The 20,033-nt window shown below is 57.6% G+C and carries 13 protein-coding genes and 1 pseudogene; all 14 read right to left on the bottom strand.

The genetic code is table 11. The features are described from left to right. Positions 1-10 precede the first annotated feature (10 nt). The 14 genes and pseudogenes from ACR0I8_RS13570 to tssB (ACR0I8_RS13505) all read right to left on the bottom strand — a co-directional run bounded on the left by ACR0I8_RS13570 (position 11) and on the right by tssB (ACR0I8_RS13505) (position 20,004). Positions 11-2,113 (bottom strand): type VI secretion system tip protein TssI/VgrG, encoded by a 2,103-nt coding sequence (locus tag ACR0I8_RS13570; protein ID WP_170689095.1) that lies wholly within the window; start codon positions 2,111-2,113, stop codon positions 11-13. A gap of 34 nt (positions 2,114-2,147) precedes the next feature. Then, positions 2,148-5,420 carry a type VI secretion system contractile sheath domain-containing protein gene (locus tag ACR0I8_RS13565; RefSeq protein ID WP_480703300.1) on the bottom strand — a complete coding sequence of 1,091 codons (3,273 nt, stop codon included), beginning with the start codon at positions 5,418-5,420 and terminating at the stop codon, positions 2,148-2,150. A gap of 654 nt (positions 5,421-6,074) precedes the next feature. After that, positions 6,075-6,563 (bottom strand): annotated as a pseudogene (tssB, locus tag ACR0I8_RS13560) (type VI secretion system contractile sheath small subunit); the annotation flags it as partial. Continuing rightward, entirely contained in the window at positions 6,556-7,413 is an 858-nt protein-coding gene (locus ACR0I8_RS13555) for an ion transporter (RefSeq protein ID WP_170689289.1), read from the bottom strand. The gene ACR0I8_RS13555 and the pseudogene tssB (ACR0I8_RS13560), both read right to left, overlap by 8 nt. 57 nt (positions 7,414-7,470) lie before the next feature. Next, on the bottom strand, positions 7,471-8,688 hold the full coding sequence (locus tag ACR0I8_RS13550; protein ID WP_170689093.1) for a hypothetical protein: 1,218 nt from the start codon (positions 8,686-8,688) through the stop codon (positions 7,471-7,473). Positions 8,689-8,772: 84 nt separating this feature from the next. Further along, entirely contained in the window at positions 8,773-10,329 is a 1,557-nt protein-coding gene (locus ACR0I8_RS13545) for a hypothetical protein (RefSeq protein WP_170378418.1), read from the bottom strand. 41 nt (positions 10,330-10,370) lie between these two features. Next, on the bottom strand, positions 10,371-13,088 hold the full coding sequence (tssH, locus tag ACR0I8_RS13540; RefSeq protein ID WP_170689092.1) for a type VI secretion system ATPase TssH: 2,718 nt from the start codon (positions 13,086-13,088) through the stop codon (positions 10,371-10,373). Positions 13,089-13,090: 2 nt separating this feature from the next. Further along, the gene (gene tssG, locus ACR0I8_RS13535) at positions 13,091-14,161 is read right to left on the bottom strand and encodes a type VI secretion system baseplate subunit TssG (RefSeq protein WP_170689091.1); all 1,071 of its coding nucleotides are present in this window, start codon (positions 14,159-14,161) and stop codon (positions 13,091-13,093) included. Continuing rightward, positions 14,125-16,002, bottom strand: a complete 1,878-nt coding sequence (gene tssF / locus ACR0I8_RS13530) for a type VI secretion system baseplate subunit TssF (protein ID WP_170689090.1) — start codon at positions 16,000-16,002, stop codon at positions 14,125-14,127. Before tssF ends, tssG begins: the two co-directional genes overlap by 37 nt. Positions 16,003-16,007: 5 nt before the next feature. Further along, positions 16,008-16,502 (bottom strand): type VI secretion system baseplate subunit TssE, encoded by a 495-nt coding sequence (gene tssE / locus ACR0I8_RS13525; protein WP_170378426.1) that lies wholly within the window; start codon positions 16,500-16,502, stop codon positions 16,008-16,010. Next, the gene (locus tag ACR0I8_RS13520) at positions 16,495-17,316 is read right to left on the bottom strand and encodes a type VI secretion system accessory protein TagJ (protein ID WP_170378429.1); all 822 of its coding nucleotides are present in this window, start codon (positions 17,314-17,316) and stop codon (positions 16,495-16,497) included. Before ACR0I8_RS13520 ends, tssE begins: the two co-directional genes overlap by 8 nt. A gap of 81 nt (positions 17,317-17,397) precedes the next feature. Then, positions 17,398-17,892, bottom strand: a complete 495-nt coding sequence (locus tag ACR0I8_RS13515; RefSeq protein WP_170378430.1) for an Hcp family type VI secretion system effector — start codon at positions 17,890-17,892, stop codon at positions 17,398-17,400. 96 nt (positions 17,893-17,988) lie between these two features. Then, positions 17,989-19,485, bottom strand: coding sequence for a type VI secretion system contractile sheath large subunit (gene tssC / locus ACR0I8_RS13510; protein WP_170378432.1), 1,497 nt, complete (start codon positions 19,483-19,485; stop codon positions 17,989-17,991). Between the two features lie 3 nt (positions 19,486-19,488). Continuing rightward, complete coding sequence (tssB, locus tag ACR0I8_RS13505) at positions 19,489-20,004, bottom strand: type VI secretion system contractile sheath small subunit (protein ID WP_170378441.1); 516 nt, start codon at positions 20,002-20,004, stop codon at positions 19,489-19,491. Between the last annotated feature and the right edge of the window lie 29 nt (positions 20,005-20,033).

Raw genomic sequence — 20,033 nt, 5'->3', positions numbered from 1 at the left:
CGTTGCCCCCTTAGTTGATCATTGTCAGGCCGCCCTTGAGGGTCAGCATGGCATCACCGTTGACCGTCGTCATCGGGCTTTTTGCATCCAACTTGGCATTAGCCTGGACTTTGATCATCGTGCTCTTGATCGTAATACTTGTCGGGTCCAGTTTGATCGACGAGCCACCAACCTTCAATTCGATCGACTTCATTGCGGTCATTGTGATCTTGCCCAATTTGGCATCGACCTGAATGTCACCCATCTTGACCGTCGTGGATTTGTCGCCTTCCTTGATCGTCTCGGCATGATTGCCCGTGACGGTGCGGGTGGACTTGCCCTCGATGGTCTCGGTCTGGTCAGTCTTGATGCTGACCGTCTGGTTACCCTTCTCGATGGTGAAGGTATGGTCACCTTCCTTGATCGTCTCATCCACGTTCTTCTTGACCACTTGGCTGAGGCAGCCGTCGCCGCCATTGCCACCCTTGTCCAGCTTGTCATAGCCAATGGTAATCGTGGACATATTCTTGACCAGCTTCTCGTGATCCTTCTGCGCCTGAAAGCGCACGAGTTCAGCGTCTTTCTTGTCCTCGAACATCAGCTCGTTGAACGTCTCGGCGCTGCCCTGTTTCGAGGACCGCGTCTTGATCCCGGTTTGCGTCTGGTTTGCAGGCAAGGCATAGGGCGGCATCGTGTCGGCATTGTAGAGCATGCCCGTGCAGATCGGCCGATCGGGATCACCCTCTTCGAACTGGATCACAACCTCCTGCCCGATCCGAGGGATGCTGACCATACCCCAGTTCTTACCCGACCAAGGGGTGACAACCCGCACCCAACAGGTGGTCTTTTCGTCCTTCTTGCCTTCGCGGTCCCAATGGAACTGAACCTTGATGCGACCGTATTTGTCAGTCCAGATTTCCTCACCAGCCTTGCCGGTCACGATGGCCGTATGCAGACCCGAGATTTCTGGCCAAGGGATCGTGCGCAATGATTTGAATTCGGTTTTGCCGGGCTGGGCCTCAAACTCGACCATGAACATCTCATTGCTGTCCTCCGGAAACTCCAGCGCACCGGTGTCCAGATCCTTATCGTTCTTGGCAAATCCATAACCTTCGGTGGTCTGAAGAAAATACCGCGCCTTGGTTATCAGATATTCCGCGTTCTCGGCCTTGTCGGGATGATCCTTCAGCGTGAACTTGCGCCCGGTTTCCAGCGCCCGGACCGAAGCCCGACCACGCCGCCGGTCGAACAGAGCATCCTCGGCCGTCATCCGCACCTTGGCCAGCGTATTGCCCGGCCCGGTTTCCTTGTAGTGGCCTGGAGTATCGTAAAGCTCAAGTTTGTCCTTGAACCCGTGCTTTGCGCCGGTCGGCGTTTTGGCCCGCGCATCCAGCGATGCCTTGGGTTTTTCGAAATCAAAATCGCCTAGCGAGACAACTCCGGGCCGGATCGACTCGGACGCGGCCCATTCGGTGACCGAGTCACCAAGACGTTGGCTGTAATCATCCCCGCCCCGGAATTCGACCTTTGCGTCCCCGGCAATCGGCGTATGCGCGTTTGGTCCGTCGCACATGACCAGCGTCTCATTCTTGTCTTTGGCATTCGTGTAATCGAAATAGTAGTAAATGCCCTCTTCCTGCATCAGGCGCGAGATAAAGTCGAAATCTGTTTCGCGATATTGCACGCAATATTCGCGCTGCTGGTAAGTGGCGCGGAGGCTTTTTCTGAAATCCGTGAGCCCGTATTCACCGAAAATCTTTTCGATAATCTGCACGGCAGTCATCTCCTGAAAGATGCGACTGTCAGTGGTCTGCGTCAGCAACCAAAACCACGGGCGCAATTCGGCCAGAAACTGCACATAGCCATCGCGCAGCGCCAGCCGCTCCACCCTCACGATCGTGCCAGTGAATTTACGCTCGGCCCCGTCAGCAGCCAAATGGATGGTCATCACCTTGCCCAGTAGCTTGTCCAACGCAATCGTCGTCTTTTCCGACAGGAATTCGACCTGAATTTCGGTCAGTTTGCCCAGCTCTTCCGAGACGACGGCCCGCCTGATGACAAGATCATCCTCACCATAGCTATACGACCCCGTTATCCGAAGCGGCCACTCTTTACTTTGCAGACTCTCAGCCATTTACCGTTCCTTCCAGTTCTCGTTCACCGCGCCGTCACAAATCTTTCAGCAGTGCAGCAAGTTCGGGGTCCATATCTTCTTCATCACTATCGTCACCGTCATCATCGTCCCCGAATGACGCCAGCAGATCGTCAAGATCGCCGCTGTCGTCATCTCCAAGATCCAGATCGAGGTCGAAATCATCGTCGTCGCCTGTATCGAGATCCAGATCCAAGTCCAGATCGTCATCCTCATCGGCCTGGGGCGCAGCTGGTACATCCGGTGATGGCGCAGGAGCGGGCATACCGGCCCACGGGCCCAGAATCTCTTGCCCAGCAACCGAGTTGAACGAGCCCAGCCGGATTTCATCGCGGCCTTTGACAGACAGTACCGGCATATAGCCGCGCTGGACCGAGTGTTCGTGCTTGGCCAACGTGATATTGCGTTCCGTACAGGGCAGCGCCACCTGATCGCCATAGCGGTCATTAACGAAATGGTAAGGTATGCCACCCAAGCTCATGACCGAGCCCAAATTCATCGCCTTGCCATTTTGCTTGAAGGACCGCGCCAACAAGATCGTCACCAGAACCGCCGGATTGGCCCAAAGCATGCCGCGCAGGCCTTCAGACTCGGTGAATTCCTCAAAATCGAACTCATAGATCGGCTCGGACTTGGCGCCGTAAGGCCGCCGCAGCAGGAACCGGGGAGAGGCCAGGCCGACATGCCCGGCTTCGGGCATCGCCCGCAGGGTATCCCAGGCTTCGACTACCAGCGGGTGGCGATCCTCGGGCTTCACATCCAGATAGGCCGGGGTGATTGCGCTGATGAACGGCGCATCCACATGGGCCGCGACGCGGCCAATACGGCCCAGCAATTCCGCATGAGGCGGTGTTTCCTCAAAAGTATAAAGTCCGATCAACGCCGAATACCCGCCGCGCCCGTTTTCTTCGTCCAACGGCTCTTCGGTCAGCAACCGAACCAGACCGGTTTTTGCCAAATCTTCCTCGGCGGCCAAATCTGCCGCGATCTCTTCGGCCGAGACGTCATACAGAACCACGTCGAGCGTATCGTCATCCTCAACACTGCGTGCAATCAGATCGAGGCTTCGCCACTGCGCTTCGACGGATTGGAACTCCGGGTGATGCAGGACCATCCGCATGGCCGCGCTCAGCGCCTCATCCACGGCCTTTTGCATCGCCTGCACATCGGGGCTGGGCAGTTTGCGAATATGCGGGCCGACCACGCGTTTCAGCAAGTCATCAACTGGTGAGGCCTGCGCCAGCTCTCCCGACGTATCACCAATCAGCTTCTGAAAATCGCTGAGCTTCAGGTCAGCACGAACAGTGTTACCGCCCGAGGATTTGCGTGGCGGCACAACCGCCTGCCCGAACTCTTCCCCCCAACCAATCAGCTGTTTGGCGGCGTGATCTGCAGTCCCACCCGCGCTCAGCTGGCTTTTCAGACCCGAGAGGCCATCGAACAGTTCAACCTTTTCATAAAGCTCGTCGGGATGCAGATCGTCCAGCTCTTTCAGCTTCACTTCTATCCCGGCCCCGTCCTTGCCAATCGGCAGCACGAGATCGGTTGCGAACCCCTCGATCACCTCTTCGACCGTATCGGGGTCCAGAATGATCGGCTTACGTGCGGCCAAGGCGTCGCCGGTCTCGATTTGCCCACGCGCCGCTCGGCCAGAGAAATCGCCGAAGATCGCGATCCGGAATCGGGTGCGCTTCAGCCGTTCTGGGTCAGGTCGATCCGCGCTCATGCGGCCGAATGCCAATTGCGGCTCGTCCTCCAATTCCGCTGTGTCGCCTAAGGTGTCATCGGCGTCGAGGTCACCCAGCAGAGCGTCCAGATCATCAGATTCGCCCTCGTCGTCCAGATCTAGATCGCCCAGCAAAGCATCCAAGTCATCTGTCGCTTCGTCAGAGGATGCCTCGATATCCTCATCTGCGCCCAAATCGTTCAACAGATCATCAAGGTCGTCTGAACCAATTTCATCGTCGCCAAGATCCGCCAACAGAGCGTCCAGATCATCTTCTGAACCCTCCTCAGACGAACTGTCCTCATCCGACCCCAGGTCGTTCAGCAAGGTATCCAGATCATCCCCGCCTGCATCTTCATCCTCAACATCGTCGCCAAGGTCTGCCAGAAGCGCATCGACATCATCTGTATCCACGTCTTCGGTCTCATCACCGCCGTCAAGATCGCCCAGAAAGGCGTCAAGATCGTCCGCGCCAGTATCTTCATCCTCTAAATCATCGCCAAGGTCCGCCAGCAGCGCATCCAGATCATCTGTATCCGCATCTTCTGTCTCATCATCGCCTTCAAGATCACCCAGCAAGGAGTCCAAATCGTCTGCAGCAGCGTCGCTGTCCGGCTCGGATTCCAAATCACCCAGAAGCGCATCCAGATCGTCAGACGCATCATCTGACGTCTCTTCGAGATCGCCCAGCAGATCGTCCAGATCATCGCTCGCTTCATCACCTGATGCAAATGGATCCTCATCCGACCCAAGGTCATTCAAAAGATCATCCAGATCGCTGTCAGGCTCTTCGGCCAAATCCGCAAGAACATTTTCTACGTCGGCTTCGTCAACCTCATCAGCTTCGGCTTCCACCAAATCCCCGAGGATGTCATCCAGAACATCCTCCTCCGGCTGTGCCTCATCAGCTGAATCCGCCAGATCGGCAAGCAAATCATCTAGGTCGGACGTATCTGCCTCTGGATCAGGTTGATCGTCACTGGCCAGATCACCAAGGATGTCCTCCAACGGATCCGCCTCATCCGTGCGGTCCAGTTCGGGCACCGAGGCAAGTATATCATCCGCAGCAGGCTCATCAGCCTCATCGGGAGCCTTCTCCGCCAGATCATCCAACAGGCCGTCCAGATCAACGTCGTCCGCCACCTCATCTGGGGCAGTTTCGGCGAGGTCGGACAAAATGTCCGAATGATCTTCTTCGGCCTCTTCAGCGGCATCCGGAAGCGATGAAAGCGCCGCATCCAGTGCGCCGTCCTCTTCCGCCTCCTCCAGTTCCAGTTCGGCCAGTTCCGACAGGATATCATCGCTCTGATCCGTCTCAGATGCGGCTTCAACCTCGGGCACTGAGGCGAGAACATCGCCGAGCGTGTCCTCTTCGACCTCAATATCCAACGCAGAATCTGCAAGGTCTGACAGGATGTCATCGGACCCATCAACATCATCCGCGACATCAGTTTCCGGCAAAGACGCGAGGGCATCGGACACAGAGCTGTCTTCGACCTCTTCCGTGTCCAGATCGCTGAGGTCAGATAGAATATCGGAGGTCACATCCTCAACCTCGGCCATGTCGGGCGCGGCATCGGCCAGGTCGGCAAGAACATCCGCCGAGGCATCCGAAACATCAGGCAGCTCAACCTCTGGAACAGAAGATAGAGCATCCGCGACCGACGTATCCTCGGGCTCATCATCAGGCTCAGAACTGGCCAGATCGGACAAGATATCATCCGACGCGTCCTCTTCCGCCGTAGTCTCGACATCTGGCAGGCTGGACAGGATGTCATCTGCGGCGGTGTCTTCAACCTCATCCGCTGGTGCGGCGTCGGCCAACTCCGCGAGAATATCGCCTGACGTGTCGGCTACCTCAGTAACCTCGGTTTCAGGCAGCGAAGACAAAGCGTCCGTGAGAGAGGTATCCTGAGCCGTTTCCTCGGGTGCGGAGGCCGCTAAATTGGACAAAACATCCGCGCTGTCATCTACAGGCGCCTCGGGCTCAACCGCGGTGGGCAGAGAGGACAAAGCATCAGCAACGGCTGTATCTTCAGGCGCGTCCTCCGGAGCGTCAGCCGCCAGCTCAGACAAGACGTCAGTCGATTGATCCTGCTCCTCGGCGATCTCAACCTCGGGCAAAGACGCAAGCGCATCCTCCACCGAACTGTCGGCGGGCGCATCCTCGGGCATCATATCCCGCAATGCGTCCAACGTGGCCTCATTGTACTGCTCGGGGAGCGTGCTGCCCGCAAGCGCACCCAGAAGGGCCGGATCGGCCAGCACTTTTTCGATAAGTGTCTCGGCTCCGGTCTTCCCATCCATATAGGCCATCAAAGTCGACAATTGCGTGCGGGCCTCAAGCAATTTGCGTAGAGGCTCGATTTTTGACGCGATCTGGGCCGGGGTGAAATCAGCCATCTTCTCGAATGTCAAATCGACGGACAGATTGCCCTCACCCGTCAGTGTATTGGGCACGGCAAATTCAACGCGCGGGGCCATGGCCTTCATACGGTCGTCGAAATTGTCGACATCAATTTCAAGGAATTTACGATCCGAAACTGCGGGCGTTTCAACCGAGGACTTGCCGGAGAGATCACTCATCACGCCCATGACAAAGGGCAGTTGAACCTTTTTCTCGGCCCCGTAAAGCTCAACATCATATTCAATCTGAACGCGCGGAGAACGATTGCGGGCAATGAATTTCTGAGAGCTGTCAGCCATCGGTTTGACCTTTCAACTCGGACACTTCACGCCGCAGGGCGCGAACTTCGACCAGCAGTTCCTTGACGCGATCGTCTACGATATCGGTCTCGCTGCGCACCAGTTCTCGCAGATGCGAGAACTCCTCAACCGCCTCGTCCTCCACAGCGGATTGCATAGTGTTGACCAGCAGGCCGATGAACAGGTTCAGAACTGAAAAGGCAGTGATGACGATGAACGGTACGAAGAAAATCCAGGCGGTGGGATGAACCTCCATCACTGGACGGACGATGCCCATTGACCAGCTTTCCAGCGTCATGATCTGGAACAGGGAATAGAGCGATTTACCCAAAGAACCGAACCATTCCGGGAAATCCGGCCCGTACATCAACGTCGCCATAACAGCAAAAACATAGAACACGATAGAGATCATGATGATCACCGCGCCCATCCCCGGCAGCGCGTCCAGCAAGGCCTGGACCACAGCCCGCATCTGCGGGATGACCGATAGCAAACGCATCGCCCGGATGACGCGCAACCCACGCAGCGCGGACAGCCCATCGCGGTTGGGCAGCAAACCCAGCGTAACAACAACAAGGTCAAAGATGTTCCAGGCGTTGTTGAAGAAGCTCAACCGGTAGGCATAGAATTTCATCAACAGCTCGGCCACGAAAATGCCCAGCACGATCTTGTCGATCACAACCAGGGTCGGGCCGATACTCGACTGAACCGAAGGAGAGGTTGATAGCCCCAGCGTGATCGCGTTGAAAATGATCACACCAAGAATGGTGTTGGTCACAGCCTTACGCTCGACAAACTCGCGCACGGTGTCGCGGAGCGTTTCGCTCTTCTCGATACCGGGTTCCACCAACACCTCCTGTTGCTTTGGGTGTCGGGCGCGGCAACCCGCACCCGAAGATTTACGTGTTTAACCAACGACGTCGCTGATTCCGTCCACCAGTTTGTAGACCCCTTTGACCGAGGTAAACATGGTCTTGGTCTCTTTCAGAACCGTCATCTTGTCCAGCTTCTTCAGCTTATCCATGATCGTGGTGTCATCCACTTTCAGACCGTTGCCTTCCATCAGAGCCTCCATCTCGGCCAGGAACTTCTGACGTTCTTCGAGCTTGGCAGCCATGGCGCTGGCCTCACGCTTGACGGCCATACATTCGGCCCCCAGCTTGACGCCCTCTTTCAGGGTTTTCTGCGACTTCGCAGCCTTCATCAGCTTGTCAGCGGCCTTGCCCAGATCATCGACCTTGTGGCGCGTTTTCGTCGTATGCTCACGATAGAGCGCGCGCTTCTTGTTCGAGTCCTTTTGATAGACCTGATAGCCCTTGATCGCGAAATCCGCGATTTCTTTGGCGATCTTCTTGGCATCGCGGCCCTTGGTGACCTCATCCCCCATGGCGAGGGCCTTGGCAGTCAGTTTCTTGATTGCTTCCATCGGCTTCTTGACTGAGATTCCGGACGTATCGGTAATCCCCTGCCGCTCAGCCGCCTGCATGATCGAGGTGCCGCGTAGCTTGACGTATTTCTGGATGGCGCCTTCCAGATCCTTGCGCAGTTTTTCTTCACCCTTCAACTGCTGCTGAACCTCTTTGCCCAGATCGTAGACCTGTTTGACAATTGTCTTGTAGGCCATGACATCCGCGCCCGAGGTCGCAACCAGCCGCGTGACAGCCGTGCCGATCTTGATCACACCCGCGGTCACCTTCAGCGTGGTCTTGACCCGCGCTTCTTTCAGCAGCTTGTCCTTGTTCGCTTCAACCTTGATCTGCTTTTCGATCGCCACCTGGGCCGCCCCTTCGGCCGACCGCAGGGCGTTCTTGATCATCTGGTTGGTGGCCTGGATCATCTTCTCGGCTTCGGCCTGAGATTTCTGACCCGGCGTCTTCATCAGCTCGGCGACTTTCTTGTCGAGCTTGACGGCCTCTTGGCTGATCACCGTCTCATAGCGCTCCAGCTCCTTCATGCCGGCCGCTTCAAGACGTTTCAGCGTAGTCGACGGCACCGGACCCTTGGCCGTGACTTCGAATTTGACGTCAACGCGGTAGCTGGGGATCTCGATATACTGAAGCTTGGGCTTCGACCGGATGAGATCGACCACGTAAAACTTGTGAGGTGTAACTGTCTGCTTTGCCATTTTTTTCGCGCCTATATTCCGTTTCGTTCCTGCCGGGTGAGGTCGGCGCCACGTAGCTTTGGGCCACGGGCGCCGCCCCGCCGCTTAGCCGATCGCTTCTTCCAGCTGATCCTTGCCTTCCGAGGCAATGTCGTTGAACAGCCCAAGTGCCGTGTTGACCGTGTCGAGCGTGCTCGACGCTTCCTTGAAGCCAACCCCAGCATTTGCACCCGCCAGCGTCAGGTTAACGACAACCGGGAATACCTTGTCGAAGATCTGCGCGTATTTCGGATTGCTCGAATTCAGCGCATCCAGCATCTTCTTAAGGTTCGGCGCGTTCTTATCCGCGTCCGAGACCCGCTTCATCATATCCGAACACCCATCCAAACCCTTCTGCAACGAGGCACGGGCTTTCTTGAGCTTGTCCAGATACTTACCGGCCTTCTTCGCGTCAGCCTGTTTCATGGCTTTCTCAAGCTTGTCGCATTCCTGCAGGCCCTTCATGATCGCCTGAGACAGTTTGCGCCCGCCAACTTCAAGCCCGGCGACTTTGTTTTGCCACAGACCATAGTTCTTGTCGCATTTCGGCAGAGTGGCCAGGAACGGCGTATCGGTGCCCAAAATACCCTTTAGGACTGAGGCACCAACCTCGGCACCGCCCTGAACCTGCTTTTTGGCCTCGCCTTCCGCGGTGCGATACCGCTTGAGGAGCGTGTCCAGATCGCTTTTGAGGTTCTTTTCGACCTTCTCGGCCTCTTGCGCAGCGTCCTTGATCTTATCAGCCAGTTGCGCAACGCCCCGCACCAGCGAGACGATCCCCAAGGCCAGCGACGCGCCGCCTGTTGCGGCCGCACCTGCCACACCTGCGGCCCCACCGACGACACCCAACACGCCAAGCGTGATGTCAAAGCCGGTTTTGACCTTATAGTCCTTGTACTGCTGCTTGCGCTTCACAAAGGCCTGCCAGCGCTTGGCCGGGATCGACTCATAGTGCTTTTTGGCGCCGTTCATGATGGTCGCCAGCTTGTCGTCGAACCCCTTGATCAACGCCGCGCGTTTCTTTGCGTCGCTGGCCTTCTTGATCGCCGCATCCGTCGCCATCAGCTCTTTGGCGATTAAGGCAACCAGTTTGTCGGTCACCGCATTGGCGTCATCGACCATTTGCTGCGGCGTGACATAGTCGCCTTCATCTTCCAGGACATCCAGAAGATCATCGTTCAGCTTCAACTGGAACGCATAGCCCTTCAGCTCTTTCAGCCAGTCGGGCTTGTATTTCTTGGTAATCTCGGTGCCCAGGTCCTTTTTCCAGATAACAACCGACTTACCCAGTTTCTGCTTGGGCGCATCGGTCGAGGCCGACTTGGCCCGAGCCGCTGCGTCCTTTTTCTTTTCCTCGAGTTCCTTTTCTTTCTTGTCGATGATCTTGGGGTACTTTTTCAGGACCGTCACAGTATCCGAGTGCTTGCTGCCCGCGAGCTTCACAGCCTCGGCCACCTTGCGCTTGACGTTGGACAAGGCTTTCAAAGTCTTGTCCCAATCCATCTGATCTTCGGCGACCTGGTATGCTTTCAAAGCATCTCCCAGGCCGGTTTTCTTCATCAGCTTCGGTTTGTTCTTGGACCACCATTTCTGATCCAGTTCCGGTGTCATAGTCGCCTTCATAAAGTGTCCCCTTTCTCGGTCAGACGCATCATGCGTTGCGCTCAATCAAACCCGTAAGTGAAGTCCCCGTCTGTGACGTCGATCACGACTTTGGAAACTTCTTCGCCCTCCATCATTCTTTTTAGGAATTCTGCCGAAATATCCGGCAGCATTGTATTGGTCACGATCGCGTCGATCATACGACCACCGCTGTCCAGCTCCTGACAACGGTTGACGATCTCGTCCACCACGGCGTCGGTGTATTCGAATGGTACACCATGAGCAGATTCGACGCGCTTTTTGATTCGCCCAAGTTGTAGCTTTGTAATCTCGCCCAGCATTTCGGGGCTGAGCGGATAGTAGGGAATCGTCACCAAACGACCCAACAGCGCTGGCGGGAAAACCTTCAGCAACGGATCGCGCAGCGCCTTAGCCATGCCTTCCGGATCGGGCATCAGGTCGGGATCGGCGCACATATCCATGATCATCTCGGTACCGACATTCGAGGTCAGCAGGATCAGCGTGTTCTTGAAGTCGATCACGCGGCCCTCGCCGTCTTCCATGACGCCCTTGTCGAAGACCTGGAAAAAGATCTCATGCACGTCCGGGTGGGCCTTTTCGACCTCATCGAGCAGTACAACAGAGTAGGGCTTGCGCCGCACCGCTTCGGTCAGCACGCCACCTTCGCCATAGCCGACATAGCCCGGAGGCGCGCCTTTCAGGCTGCTGACGGTATGCGCCTCTTGGTATTCGGACATGTTAATGGTGATGACGTTCTGTTCACCGCCATAAAGCACCTCGGCCAGAGCCAGAGCGGTTTCGGTTTTGCCAACGCCGCTGGTGCCTGCCAGCATGAAGACACCGATAGGCTTGTTCGGATTGTCCAACCCGGCACGGCTGGTTTGAACGCGCTTGGCGATCATCTTCATTGCGTGATCTTGTCCGATCACACGTTGGGCTAGACGGTTTTCGAGGTTCAGTATCGTCTCGATCTCATCCTTGACCATGCGGCCCACGGGGATACCGGTCCAGTCACCAACCACGCTGGCCACCGCCTGATGATCCACGATGGGGAGGATCAATGGGCTATCGCCCTGCACCTCCTCCAACTCGACATTTTTGGCTTTCAGCTCCGCAAGCAGCGCCTCGCGGTCGATGGGCTGTGCGTCCGGGGCCTCCTCTGTCGCGGCTTCGCCTTCGGCCGTGCCAGTACCTTCAACCTCTTGCCCACCAGCACGCAGCTTGGCCCGCAGGTCGAGGATTTCTTCGACCACTTTCTTTTCAGCCTCCCAACGGCCATTGAGTTCGGCCAACCGCGCCTCTTCCGCCTCTTTCGCGGTATTCACGGCCTCGCGACGGTCGGCGACGTCATAGCCTGCAGTCTCATCGCGCTCGATGATCTCCAACTCTGTGGTCAGAGCCTCAATCCGACGCTGGCTGTCATCCACCTCAGCCGGAACCGCGTGCTGAGATACCGCGACCCGCGCACAAGCCGTATCCAGCAAGCTGACCGATTTGTCCGGCAGTTGCCGCGCCGGGATGTAACGGGCGGACAGGGTCACTGCCGCTTCGATCCCCTCGTCCAGCACCTGCACGCGGTGGTGTTTTTCCAGCATGGAGGCGATGCCGCGCATCATCAGAACCGCTTTTGGAATATCGGGCTCTTCCACGTGCACCACTTGGAAACGGCGGGTCAGAGCCGGGTCTTTCTCGATATATTTCTTATACTCGGCCCATGTGGTCGCGCCGATTGTGCGCAACGTACCGCGCGCCAGCGCCGGTTTCAGCAGGTTGGCCGCGTCGCCGGTCCCGGCAGCGCCCCCTGCCCCGACCAACGTATGAGTCTCATCGACAAACATCACAATCGGAGTCGGGCTGGCCTGAACCTCATCAATCACCTGACGCAGGCGGTTTTCAAACTCACCCTTCATCGACGCGCCCGCTTGCAGCAGGCCCACATCCAGAACCAACAGGCGCACATCTTTCAACGCAGGCGGCACGTCACCACGAGCAATCCGCAGAGCAAACCCTTCGACCACGGCAGTTTTACCAACGCCCGCCTCACCGGTCAGGATCGGGTTGTTCTGACGGCGGCGCATCAGCACGTCGACGATCTGGCGGATTTCCTCATCTCGGCCGACGATGGGATCAATCTCACCGTTGCGGGCCTGTTCGGTCAGGTCGGTGCAAAACTGCTCCAACGCCTCACCCTTGCCCATCGCGCCGGGGGCCATCGCGCCGCTGGCCTCACCGGGTTCCGCTCCGCCACCCACGTTCGAACCGTCCTGTGCACCCAGCGTATCCTCCGGTGAGCCATCTGTGGCTTCGCCAAAGCTGTCGGCCAGATCATCGGCGCCGATCTTGGCCAGTTCTGGCGACATGCTGGCCAGAATATTGCGCAGCGCAGGCGTCTTGAGCATGCCGAGGATAAGATACCCAGTCCGCACTTTGCTGTCGGAATACAGCAACGAGCCCCAGACCCAACCGCGCTCCATGGCATCCATCAGATGATCGGACAGGTCCGAGATCGACGACGCCCCGCGCGGCAGCATGTCCAGGCTGCGCGTCAGTTCAGAGGCAATCTTACCCGGATCCAGATCGTAATGCTGAATGATGCGGTGAATGTCGCTGTCCTGGCCGTTCAGGATCTGATGCAGCCAGTGTTGGATTTCGACATACGGATTGCCCCGCATCTTGCAGAACACGGTGGCCCCTTCGATGGCCTGATAGCCCAGCTTGTTCAGTTTGCCGAACAGCGACACACGGCTGATTTCCGTCATCTTCAATACCTCTCGTTATGGGCCAGTTCTTCGGCCTCGAATTCTTGTGATACATATCCGGGATACAGGATCAGATCGTCCGCATCCGGGCGGTTCTGTTCAGGATCATCGCGGGTTCTTATCCAGCTGGTATGACCCAGCTGCGTCGTTCCACCCAGCGAGGCGCGCGGCACCTCATCACCGGCCAGCACCAGATTGACCTCCCAATCCAACGTGTCACCGGCATAGGTGCGGATGATCGCCTCCATTCGTTCCTGAGAAACGCCGCCGGGCAGCAGGCGTTTGTAGTCTTCAAGCGACAGTGGCCCGATGCGAATACGGAACTTGGCCGCGCGCGACCAGACGCGGTTGCCGATGCTGGTGGATTGCCCCAATCGCGCGGGAGAGCCGAGCTGCCATGTGTCGTCCGGCTCCAGCTCCAACCACGAGCCTACGAACTGCTGCACATGCGCCTCGACCCCGAAATAGTCCGACAGGATCGCGATCAGGCCTTCGACCGTTTTCGTCCCTGACCCAAGATGCCCCGCAAAGAAACGGCGCAGCATATCCGGCATCGCGTCACGGTCGCTGTAGTCTTCGCCCTTGAACCCGGCCAAAGCCGCCACGCGCTGTTCGAACGGATCATCGCCTCGGTCGAAACTGGGCGCCGGTTCCGCTGCGGCCCAGGCACGATAGAGCAGACTCATCATCCGGTGCGTCAGCATATCGGCAAAGGCCACGAAAGTCGGGTCGCGGTGGTTGCGCTGTCGGTCGCGGGCGAACTCGGTCAGGTGCAGCGGCAGCGGGCCTTGCGGACCAAAAAAGCCAAAGAACAGGTTGTTGAGTTTGCCGGGTGCGCCGTCTGTCGCCGGCTCAAACCGCGTCAGCGTGTTGGGCGGAAAGGCCAGTGAGACATCCTGCCCCAAACGCACGCGATCCTCGCGCGGACGGCGCGATTCACCCAGGCGCGGCGCATCTGTATAATGCGCTTCGATCACCCGTAACGCCTGAAAGACATGATGCCTTTCAGGATCAGCCGCCAGCGCGGCAAGCAGGCTCAGATGATCCTGCCCAGTCCGGCCGCTGGTCGCCATCTGGCAATCTCTCCTCGTCGTTCAGTTTTCAGCACGGTTTCCGTGAAGCTGTTGATCGTGGTGTACTTGCGGAAGAACCGCTCGAGCACAGCGCCCAGCACATAGACGCTGGTGCCTTCGTAGAAACTTTCGTCGAAGCCCAGCGTTATCTCTAATCCGCGCACCGCCGTGCTGAGGACTTCGTCGCTCATCCGTCGCACGATGGGACGACTGGAGACCGAGACGACGCCCTCAAGCTGTTTCTCGGTCACGCGGTTGCCGAGCGGTGCATATATGCCGAGCAACTCACGTAAAGCGCCTGCCCCGCCTTCTTTCCCGTCGCCCGCAATGGACAGGTAGTTGAGGCTGAGATGGCTGATAAGCTTCCACGCGGCATCACCCTGCGCCAAGGTCGCATGCGGGCGCGTGGGTGTCACCGGCGTCCGGATTGTCTTGACCGGACCACCGTCCGGAAGATGAAAGACGTCATCTCCGCCTGCGGCCAGCAAAAGGGGCAAATCGCGGTTCGAACACAGCGCCTCGACCGCCAATTGCTCCAACGATCCGGGATAAGGCGCCTGCGCCCGGTCAACCAAAGTCAAGTAAACCTCGGACCCCAAATACGAGGTCCGCACGCCCCGTAGACGTTCCTTTTCATTTCGCTGCCGCATCCGGCGTTTGATCGTGTAATAGGCCGAGTGATTGTCACCCGCAGCCGTCAGATCGGTGTCGCTATAGAAGGGGCGGAAGGGAATGTCCCCCTCTTCATCCGATTGAATGCCGGTGACGCGTTCAATCCCAAAAATCTCATAGTCGAGACCCGCAGTACGGTTGGGCACCACGTGATGCTGCGTGTCCATCTGGGTGATATGCACCCGGTCGCAGCGGCGGTGGAACAGGTTCACTGCAGGCACCGCGTTCAGGGCAAAGGCCGCGGGTGTCACAGCTGGGGCGACGTCGCGCATCCCGTCCTGCAACAGGATGTAGATATCCACGTCTGTGCCTGCCGATTTTTCAAGCGCGGGCCGCAAGCCTGTCAGTTCCACAAAGAGGAACCTTTCCGGCATCGCAAAGTATTCCTGCAGTAGGCGATAACCGTCGAAGGACTGGCGCGGGGTTGGCAACAGAGCCTCATCCGCGTCAAACCCTTTGGGCACCACATCCGCAGTCGTCAGCCGGGTGGTCCAGTCGGCGCGGCGGTCTGTCGAACGACCGGTCAGACCAACGCATTGGGTGGCCAGCAACTCATGCAGCGCCCAGGCCTTTCCGCTTTGGGTGTCCAGATGCAGCACGAGGCTGTCCATACCCAGCTCGGCCATCGGCTCGCCGTCGGTACGGTTCAAACGCAGGCGAATACCGGCGCGCGCGTCGGTGTCGCGCGCCACCCCGGCAGCAACCAGCTCTCCCCGGCCGTCAATGTACTCGGCTTCGGTGATTTCAATCGGCCAGAGGGTCAGGTCAGAAGAGGTGGTGAACTCACACGCAGTTTGTTCGCCCTCGGCCAGGCGCGCACGCAAAGTGGTGCCGCGCGGGATTGGGTAGCCTTCTTTCAGCGCCGCGTTGCCGATGTCGGGCTCCATCTGCGCCACCATCATCGACGGTGTCGGGGCCAGGTAATGCGGATAGACAATCTCGAGCAGGTTCGAGGTGAAGGTCGGGAACTGCATGTCCAGTTCCAGCTGAACCCGAGCCGCCAGAAACGCGCTACCTTCCAGCAGGCGTTCGACATAGGGATCGACAACCTCGATCCCCTCCATCCCTAGGCGCGAGGCGATCTTGGGGTAGGCATTGGCAAACTCTGCCCCCATTTCACGCAGGAAGGCCAGTTCGGTTTCGTAGTGTTTCAGCAGACGTGTATCCATCGCGCCTAGCTCCGCTCGATCGAGACTTCGCCGGTGGTCACGTCGACCCGGCTGCGCAGATACAATTCCAAAGGCATGGGTTGTGCCCACATCACGGCGCGGATGTCGTAATCCACATGCATCTCGCCCGATTGCTTTTCCGAGCGCAATTCGACCGCGACCGAGCCTTTCACGATCCGAGGTTCAAACACCTCAATGGAATCGGCAATGGACTTTTGAATGCGCTGGGCCTGACGCAAGGTTGAGAACGAGCCCGAAGTCTGGCGGATACCATAGTTCAGGACGGACTTGGAGGCATAAGGATAGACATCCTCGTCAATCAAATCGGATTGATCGGTGGTGTTGAGCAACATGGACAGATCGCGCTGAATGATCTCGCGCAGGCGCCCAACGTCGATCACGCGGGAATCCCGTCCCTCTTTCAACTGATCCGGCGCGTCATCCGTCAACCGATCAAGAAGCGAGGGTTGCAGGCGTTCGGCAAGGGTCTTCTCAGCCATCTCCCGCCGTTTCCCCGGCACCGGTCGCCACGTCCAGAACCAGTTCGCGAATGTCCAGCAGCGCGATGTCGGACTTGTCCGTTGTCAGCAAACGCTGGCCCAGCCCGACATAGGTTTCACCGCCGGCATCGACCCAATTGGTCGCCCGCGCCAGACGCGCAGCATCATCACCCTGTTCGGTTGATCCGGCATAGCGTGTTGGGATCAGGGCAGCGAGTTCCCCTCCGCTGGCAACCGTCAGCGTGCAGGCCGTCCAGACCGCGTCACGCAGGTCGCTGGGCGGTTCGATATCGATCCGAACGATCTGAGAAAACGGCAGCCAGAAATAGCGGCCGTTCACGATCACTTCGAGGACTGGCCCCAGCCGCATATCGGCATCTGCGATCCATTCGAACGCTTCGCCATTGACTGTGCCGGATGTGGTCGGTGCAGCATCGAACGCTTTTGAGCGTAGCTCGGCGGCCTGGCCGAAATGACCGCCAGCTGTTAGCTTCTGCGCTTCGATCAGATGGGCCAGCCACTCTTCTGGCTCACCAAAAATCATCGGGGTCTTTTCCCCGGCAAAGACCTTTTCGCGATAGACCTCACAAATGATGGCCTCGCGATAGGTTTTGGCCATCATCGTGGCCGATTCATCCATCTCCGCGCTCAGTTTTAACTGGGTGATGGCGCGTTTCCAGTCGCCCATTACACAGAGCAGCTGAAACAGAAAAATCCGCAGCTTGGCGTCTGCGGGATTGGCACGGACTTTATCTTGCAGAGTGGCCAATGTGGCCGCCAGATCGCCTGATTTAAGATGCTCTTCCGGCGTCATGTAACCCTCGCGCAGTCAGGATGGAAAAAGTGCAAAAGCCCCGGCGGCAAATGCCACCGGGACCTGTAGTCGTTTGAAACCTTAGCTGACGTCGCCGGTTTCCAGGTTCCACAGGAACTCGTTGCAGTCGCTGAGCTTGCCGGTTTTGAAGTCGGCGATCTTGTACTTAACCGAGATGCCACGATACGCGACGGTCCAGGTTTCCGACGGGATCGAATCTTCGCCGCCATCTACCGAGTAGCTGTCCACGATTGCGTCACGCAGCTTGATGATCAGATAAGGCTCCATGCCTTTCTTTTCGTCATCGCCGGACCGGCACATGTGGATGAGCATTTCCGAGTTCGATTTGCCCGATGCAACATAGGTCATAATCTTGGCAGACGCTTTGCTGAGCTCGGTGTTCAGGGTCACTTTGCCGAAATTCGCGTTGGCATAGCCGCGCTGTGTGGTACCCATGTCGGACATGTCCAGCGTCCGCTCAACCTCCCACGAGATCGACTTAACCGCGATCCAATCTTTGTGCTGCTTTTCCCGTGCTTCGCCCGGGAAGTCCATCTGTACAAATACGTTTTCCATTTTAGCCTTCCTCTTTTCTAGTTTCTAAACCCGGTTTACCGGAGGGTCGTGACGGCGGCAGTGAAACACATCACATGCCGCCAATTTTTTTGACCTTTATCCAGCTTTTTCGGACGGAAGTTTCGATACGAGACGCAGAGAGACCGACAGGCCTTCCAGCTGATAGTGCGGGCGCAGGAAGAATTTGGACGTGTAGTAGCCTGGATTGCCTTCGACATCTTCCACAACCACCTCGGCCGAGGCCAAAGGCTTACGTGCTTTTTCCGCTTCGGCCGAGATATCGGCGTTGAAGTCCACGTATTGGTTGATCCAGCCCTGCAGCCAAGACTCCATATCCTGACGGCTTTTGAACGAGCCAACTTTGTCACGCACCATGCATTTCAGGTAATGCGCGAATCGGCAGGTCGCGAACAGATAGGGCAAGCGCGCAGCCAGGTTGGCGTTCGCGGTTGCATCCGCATCATCATATTCCGCCGGCTTGTGCAGCGATTGCGCGCCGATGAAGGTCGCCGAATCGCTATTCTTGCGGTGGATCAGAGGCATCATGCCGTTCTTGGCCAGTTCCGCCTCGCGACGGTCCGAAATCGCGATCTCGGTCGGGCACTTCATGTCCACGCCGCCATCGTCGGTTGGGAAGGTATGCGCGGGCAGACCCTCGACCGTGCCACCGCTTTCCACGCCGCGAATACGCGAGCACCAGCCATATTCCTTGAAGGACCGGTTGATGTTCACCGCCATACCATAGGCCGCGTTGACCCAGTTATATTTGTCACTGGTTGCACCGCTGGTGTCTTCTTCGAACGCGAATTCCTCAACCGGTTCGGTTTTGGAGCCATAAGGCAGACGACCCAAGAAGCGGGGCATTGCCAGACCGACATATTTCGCATCTTCACTGTCGCGCAACGACCGCCATGCGGCATATTCCGGAGTCTGGAAGATTTTGGTCAGATCACGCGGGTTGGCCAGTTCCGACCAGCTGTCCATCTGGAACAGGCTGGGCTTGGCCCCGGTGATCAAAGGCGCATGCGCGGCTGCGGCGATCTTGGACATCTCGCCGAGTAGCTCGATATCCTGCGGGCTGTGGTCGAAGTGATAGTCCGCTACCAGCGAGCCATAGGGTTCACCACCAAACTGGCCGAACTCTTCTTCATAGAGCTTTTTGAAGATGGGCGACTGATCCCATGCAGTTCCTTTGAACTTGCGCAGGGTCTTGTGCATGTCCTTCTTCGAGATGTTCATCACGCGGATTTTCAACATCTCGTCGGTTTCGGTGTTGTTCACCAGATAATGCAGACCACGCCACGCGCTTTCCATCTGCTGGAAATCCTCGTGGTGCAAAATCAGGTTGACCTGTTCGGTCAGTTTCTTATCGATCTCGGCGATGATCCCTTCGATCGACCGCAAAGCGTCGTCCGAGATCAGGCCGGTATTCGCCAGCGCCTGTTCGGCCAGCGTCTTGACCGCGCTTTCAACGGCGGTTTTCGCCTGATCCGACTTAGGGCGGAACTCTTTCGTCAGCAGCGCCTCGAATTCCGAGGATCCAAACGCGGTTGCGCCTTCGGCGGCTTCTACCTTGGCTTCTTCTTCGGCCATCTTTTACTCCTCCTCGGCGGCGTCAGCGCCGGGTTTGGGCTGGGCTGCCAGTGTCTTCAGCAGCGACGGGTCCTGCATGATCTTCGAAATCAGATCCTCGGCCCCGGTTTTACCATCCATATATGTCATCAAGTTGGACAGCTGGGTGCGCGCGTCCAGCAGCTCCTTGAGAGGCTCAACCTTCGCGGCAATCGCAGCGGGGCTGAAATCATCCATGCTCTCGAACGTGATATCGACGGCCAGATTGCCCTCACCCGTCAAGGTGTTCGGCACGGTAAAGGCCGCGCGCGGCGCCATCGACTTCATCCGGTCGTCGAAATTGTCGACGTCAATTTCCAGGAACTTGCGGTCGGCCACGGCGGGCTGCTCGACCTCGGATTTCCCGGCAAGGTCGCTCATGACACCCATGACAAAGGGCAGCTGGACCTTCTTTTCGGCCCCATAGAGTTCAACATCATATTCGATCTGAACCCTCGGAGCCCTGTTCCGGGCTATAAATTTTTGTGAACTGTCAGCCATCTGATGCTCCTCGATTCATCCATCAGTGT

This window comes from Ruegeria sp. BG9, from assembly GCF_056538305.1.
The sequence above is the reverse complement of the archived record's forward strand: the minus strand, read 5'-3'. Positions and strand labels throughout refer to the sequence as shown.

Bases quoted from the DNA above. Each gene is read 5' to 3' on its own strand.
- ACR0I8_RS13565 (WP_480703300.1), bottom strand. From the start codon at position 5,420: ATGGCCGAGGTTGAGGATGTGACCTCCGATATTCTATCTGACCTCAGC.
- tssB (WP_170378441.1), bottom strand. From the start codon at position 20,004: ATGGCTGACAGTTCACAAAAATTTATAGCCCGGAACAGGGCTCCGAGG.
- tssH (WP_170689092.1), bottom strand. From the start codon at position 13,088: ATGACGGAAATCAGCCGTGTGTCGCTGTTCGGCAAACTGAACAAGCTG.
- ACR0I8_RS13520 (WP_170378429.1), bottom strand. From the start codon at position 17,316: ATGACGCCGGAAGAGCATCTTAAATCAGGCGATCTGGCGGCCACATTG.
- tssC (WP_170378432.1), bottom strand. From the start codon at position 19,485: ATGGCCGAAGAAGAAGCCAAGGTAGAAGCCGCCGAAGGCGCAACCGCG.
- ACR0I8_RS13515 (WP_170378430.1), bottom strand. From the start codon at position 17,892: ATGGAAAACGTATTTGTACAGATGGACTTCCCGGGCGAAGCACGGGAA.
- tssF (WP_170689090.1), bottom strand. From the start codon at position 16,002: ATGGATACACGTCTGCTGAAACACTACGAAACCGAACTGGCCTTCCTG.
- tssE (WP_170378426.1), bottom strand. From the start codon at position 16,502: ATGGCTGAGAAGACCCTTGCCGAACGCCTGCAACCCTCGCTTCTTGAT.
- tssG (WP_170689091.1), bottom strand. From the start codon at position 14,161: ATGGCGACCAGCGGCCGGACTGGGCAGGATCATCTGAGCCTGCTTGCC.
- ACR0I8_RS13570 (WP_170689095.1), bottom strand. From the start codon at position 2,113: ATGGCTGAGAGTCTGCAAAGTAAAGAGTGGCCGCTTCGGATAACGGGG.
- ACR0I8_RS13545 (WP_170378418.1), bottom strand. From the start codon at position 10,329: ATGAAGGCGACTATGACACCGGAACTGGATCAGAAATGGTGGTCCAAG.
- ACR0I8_RS13550 (WP_170689093.1), bottom strand. From the start codon at position 8,688: ATGGCAAAGCAGACAGTTACACCTCACAAGTTTTACGTGGTCGATCTC.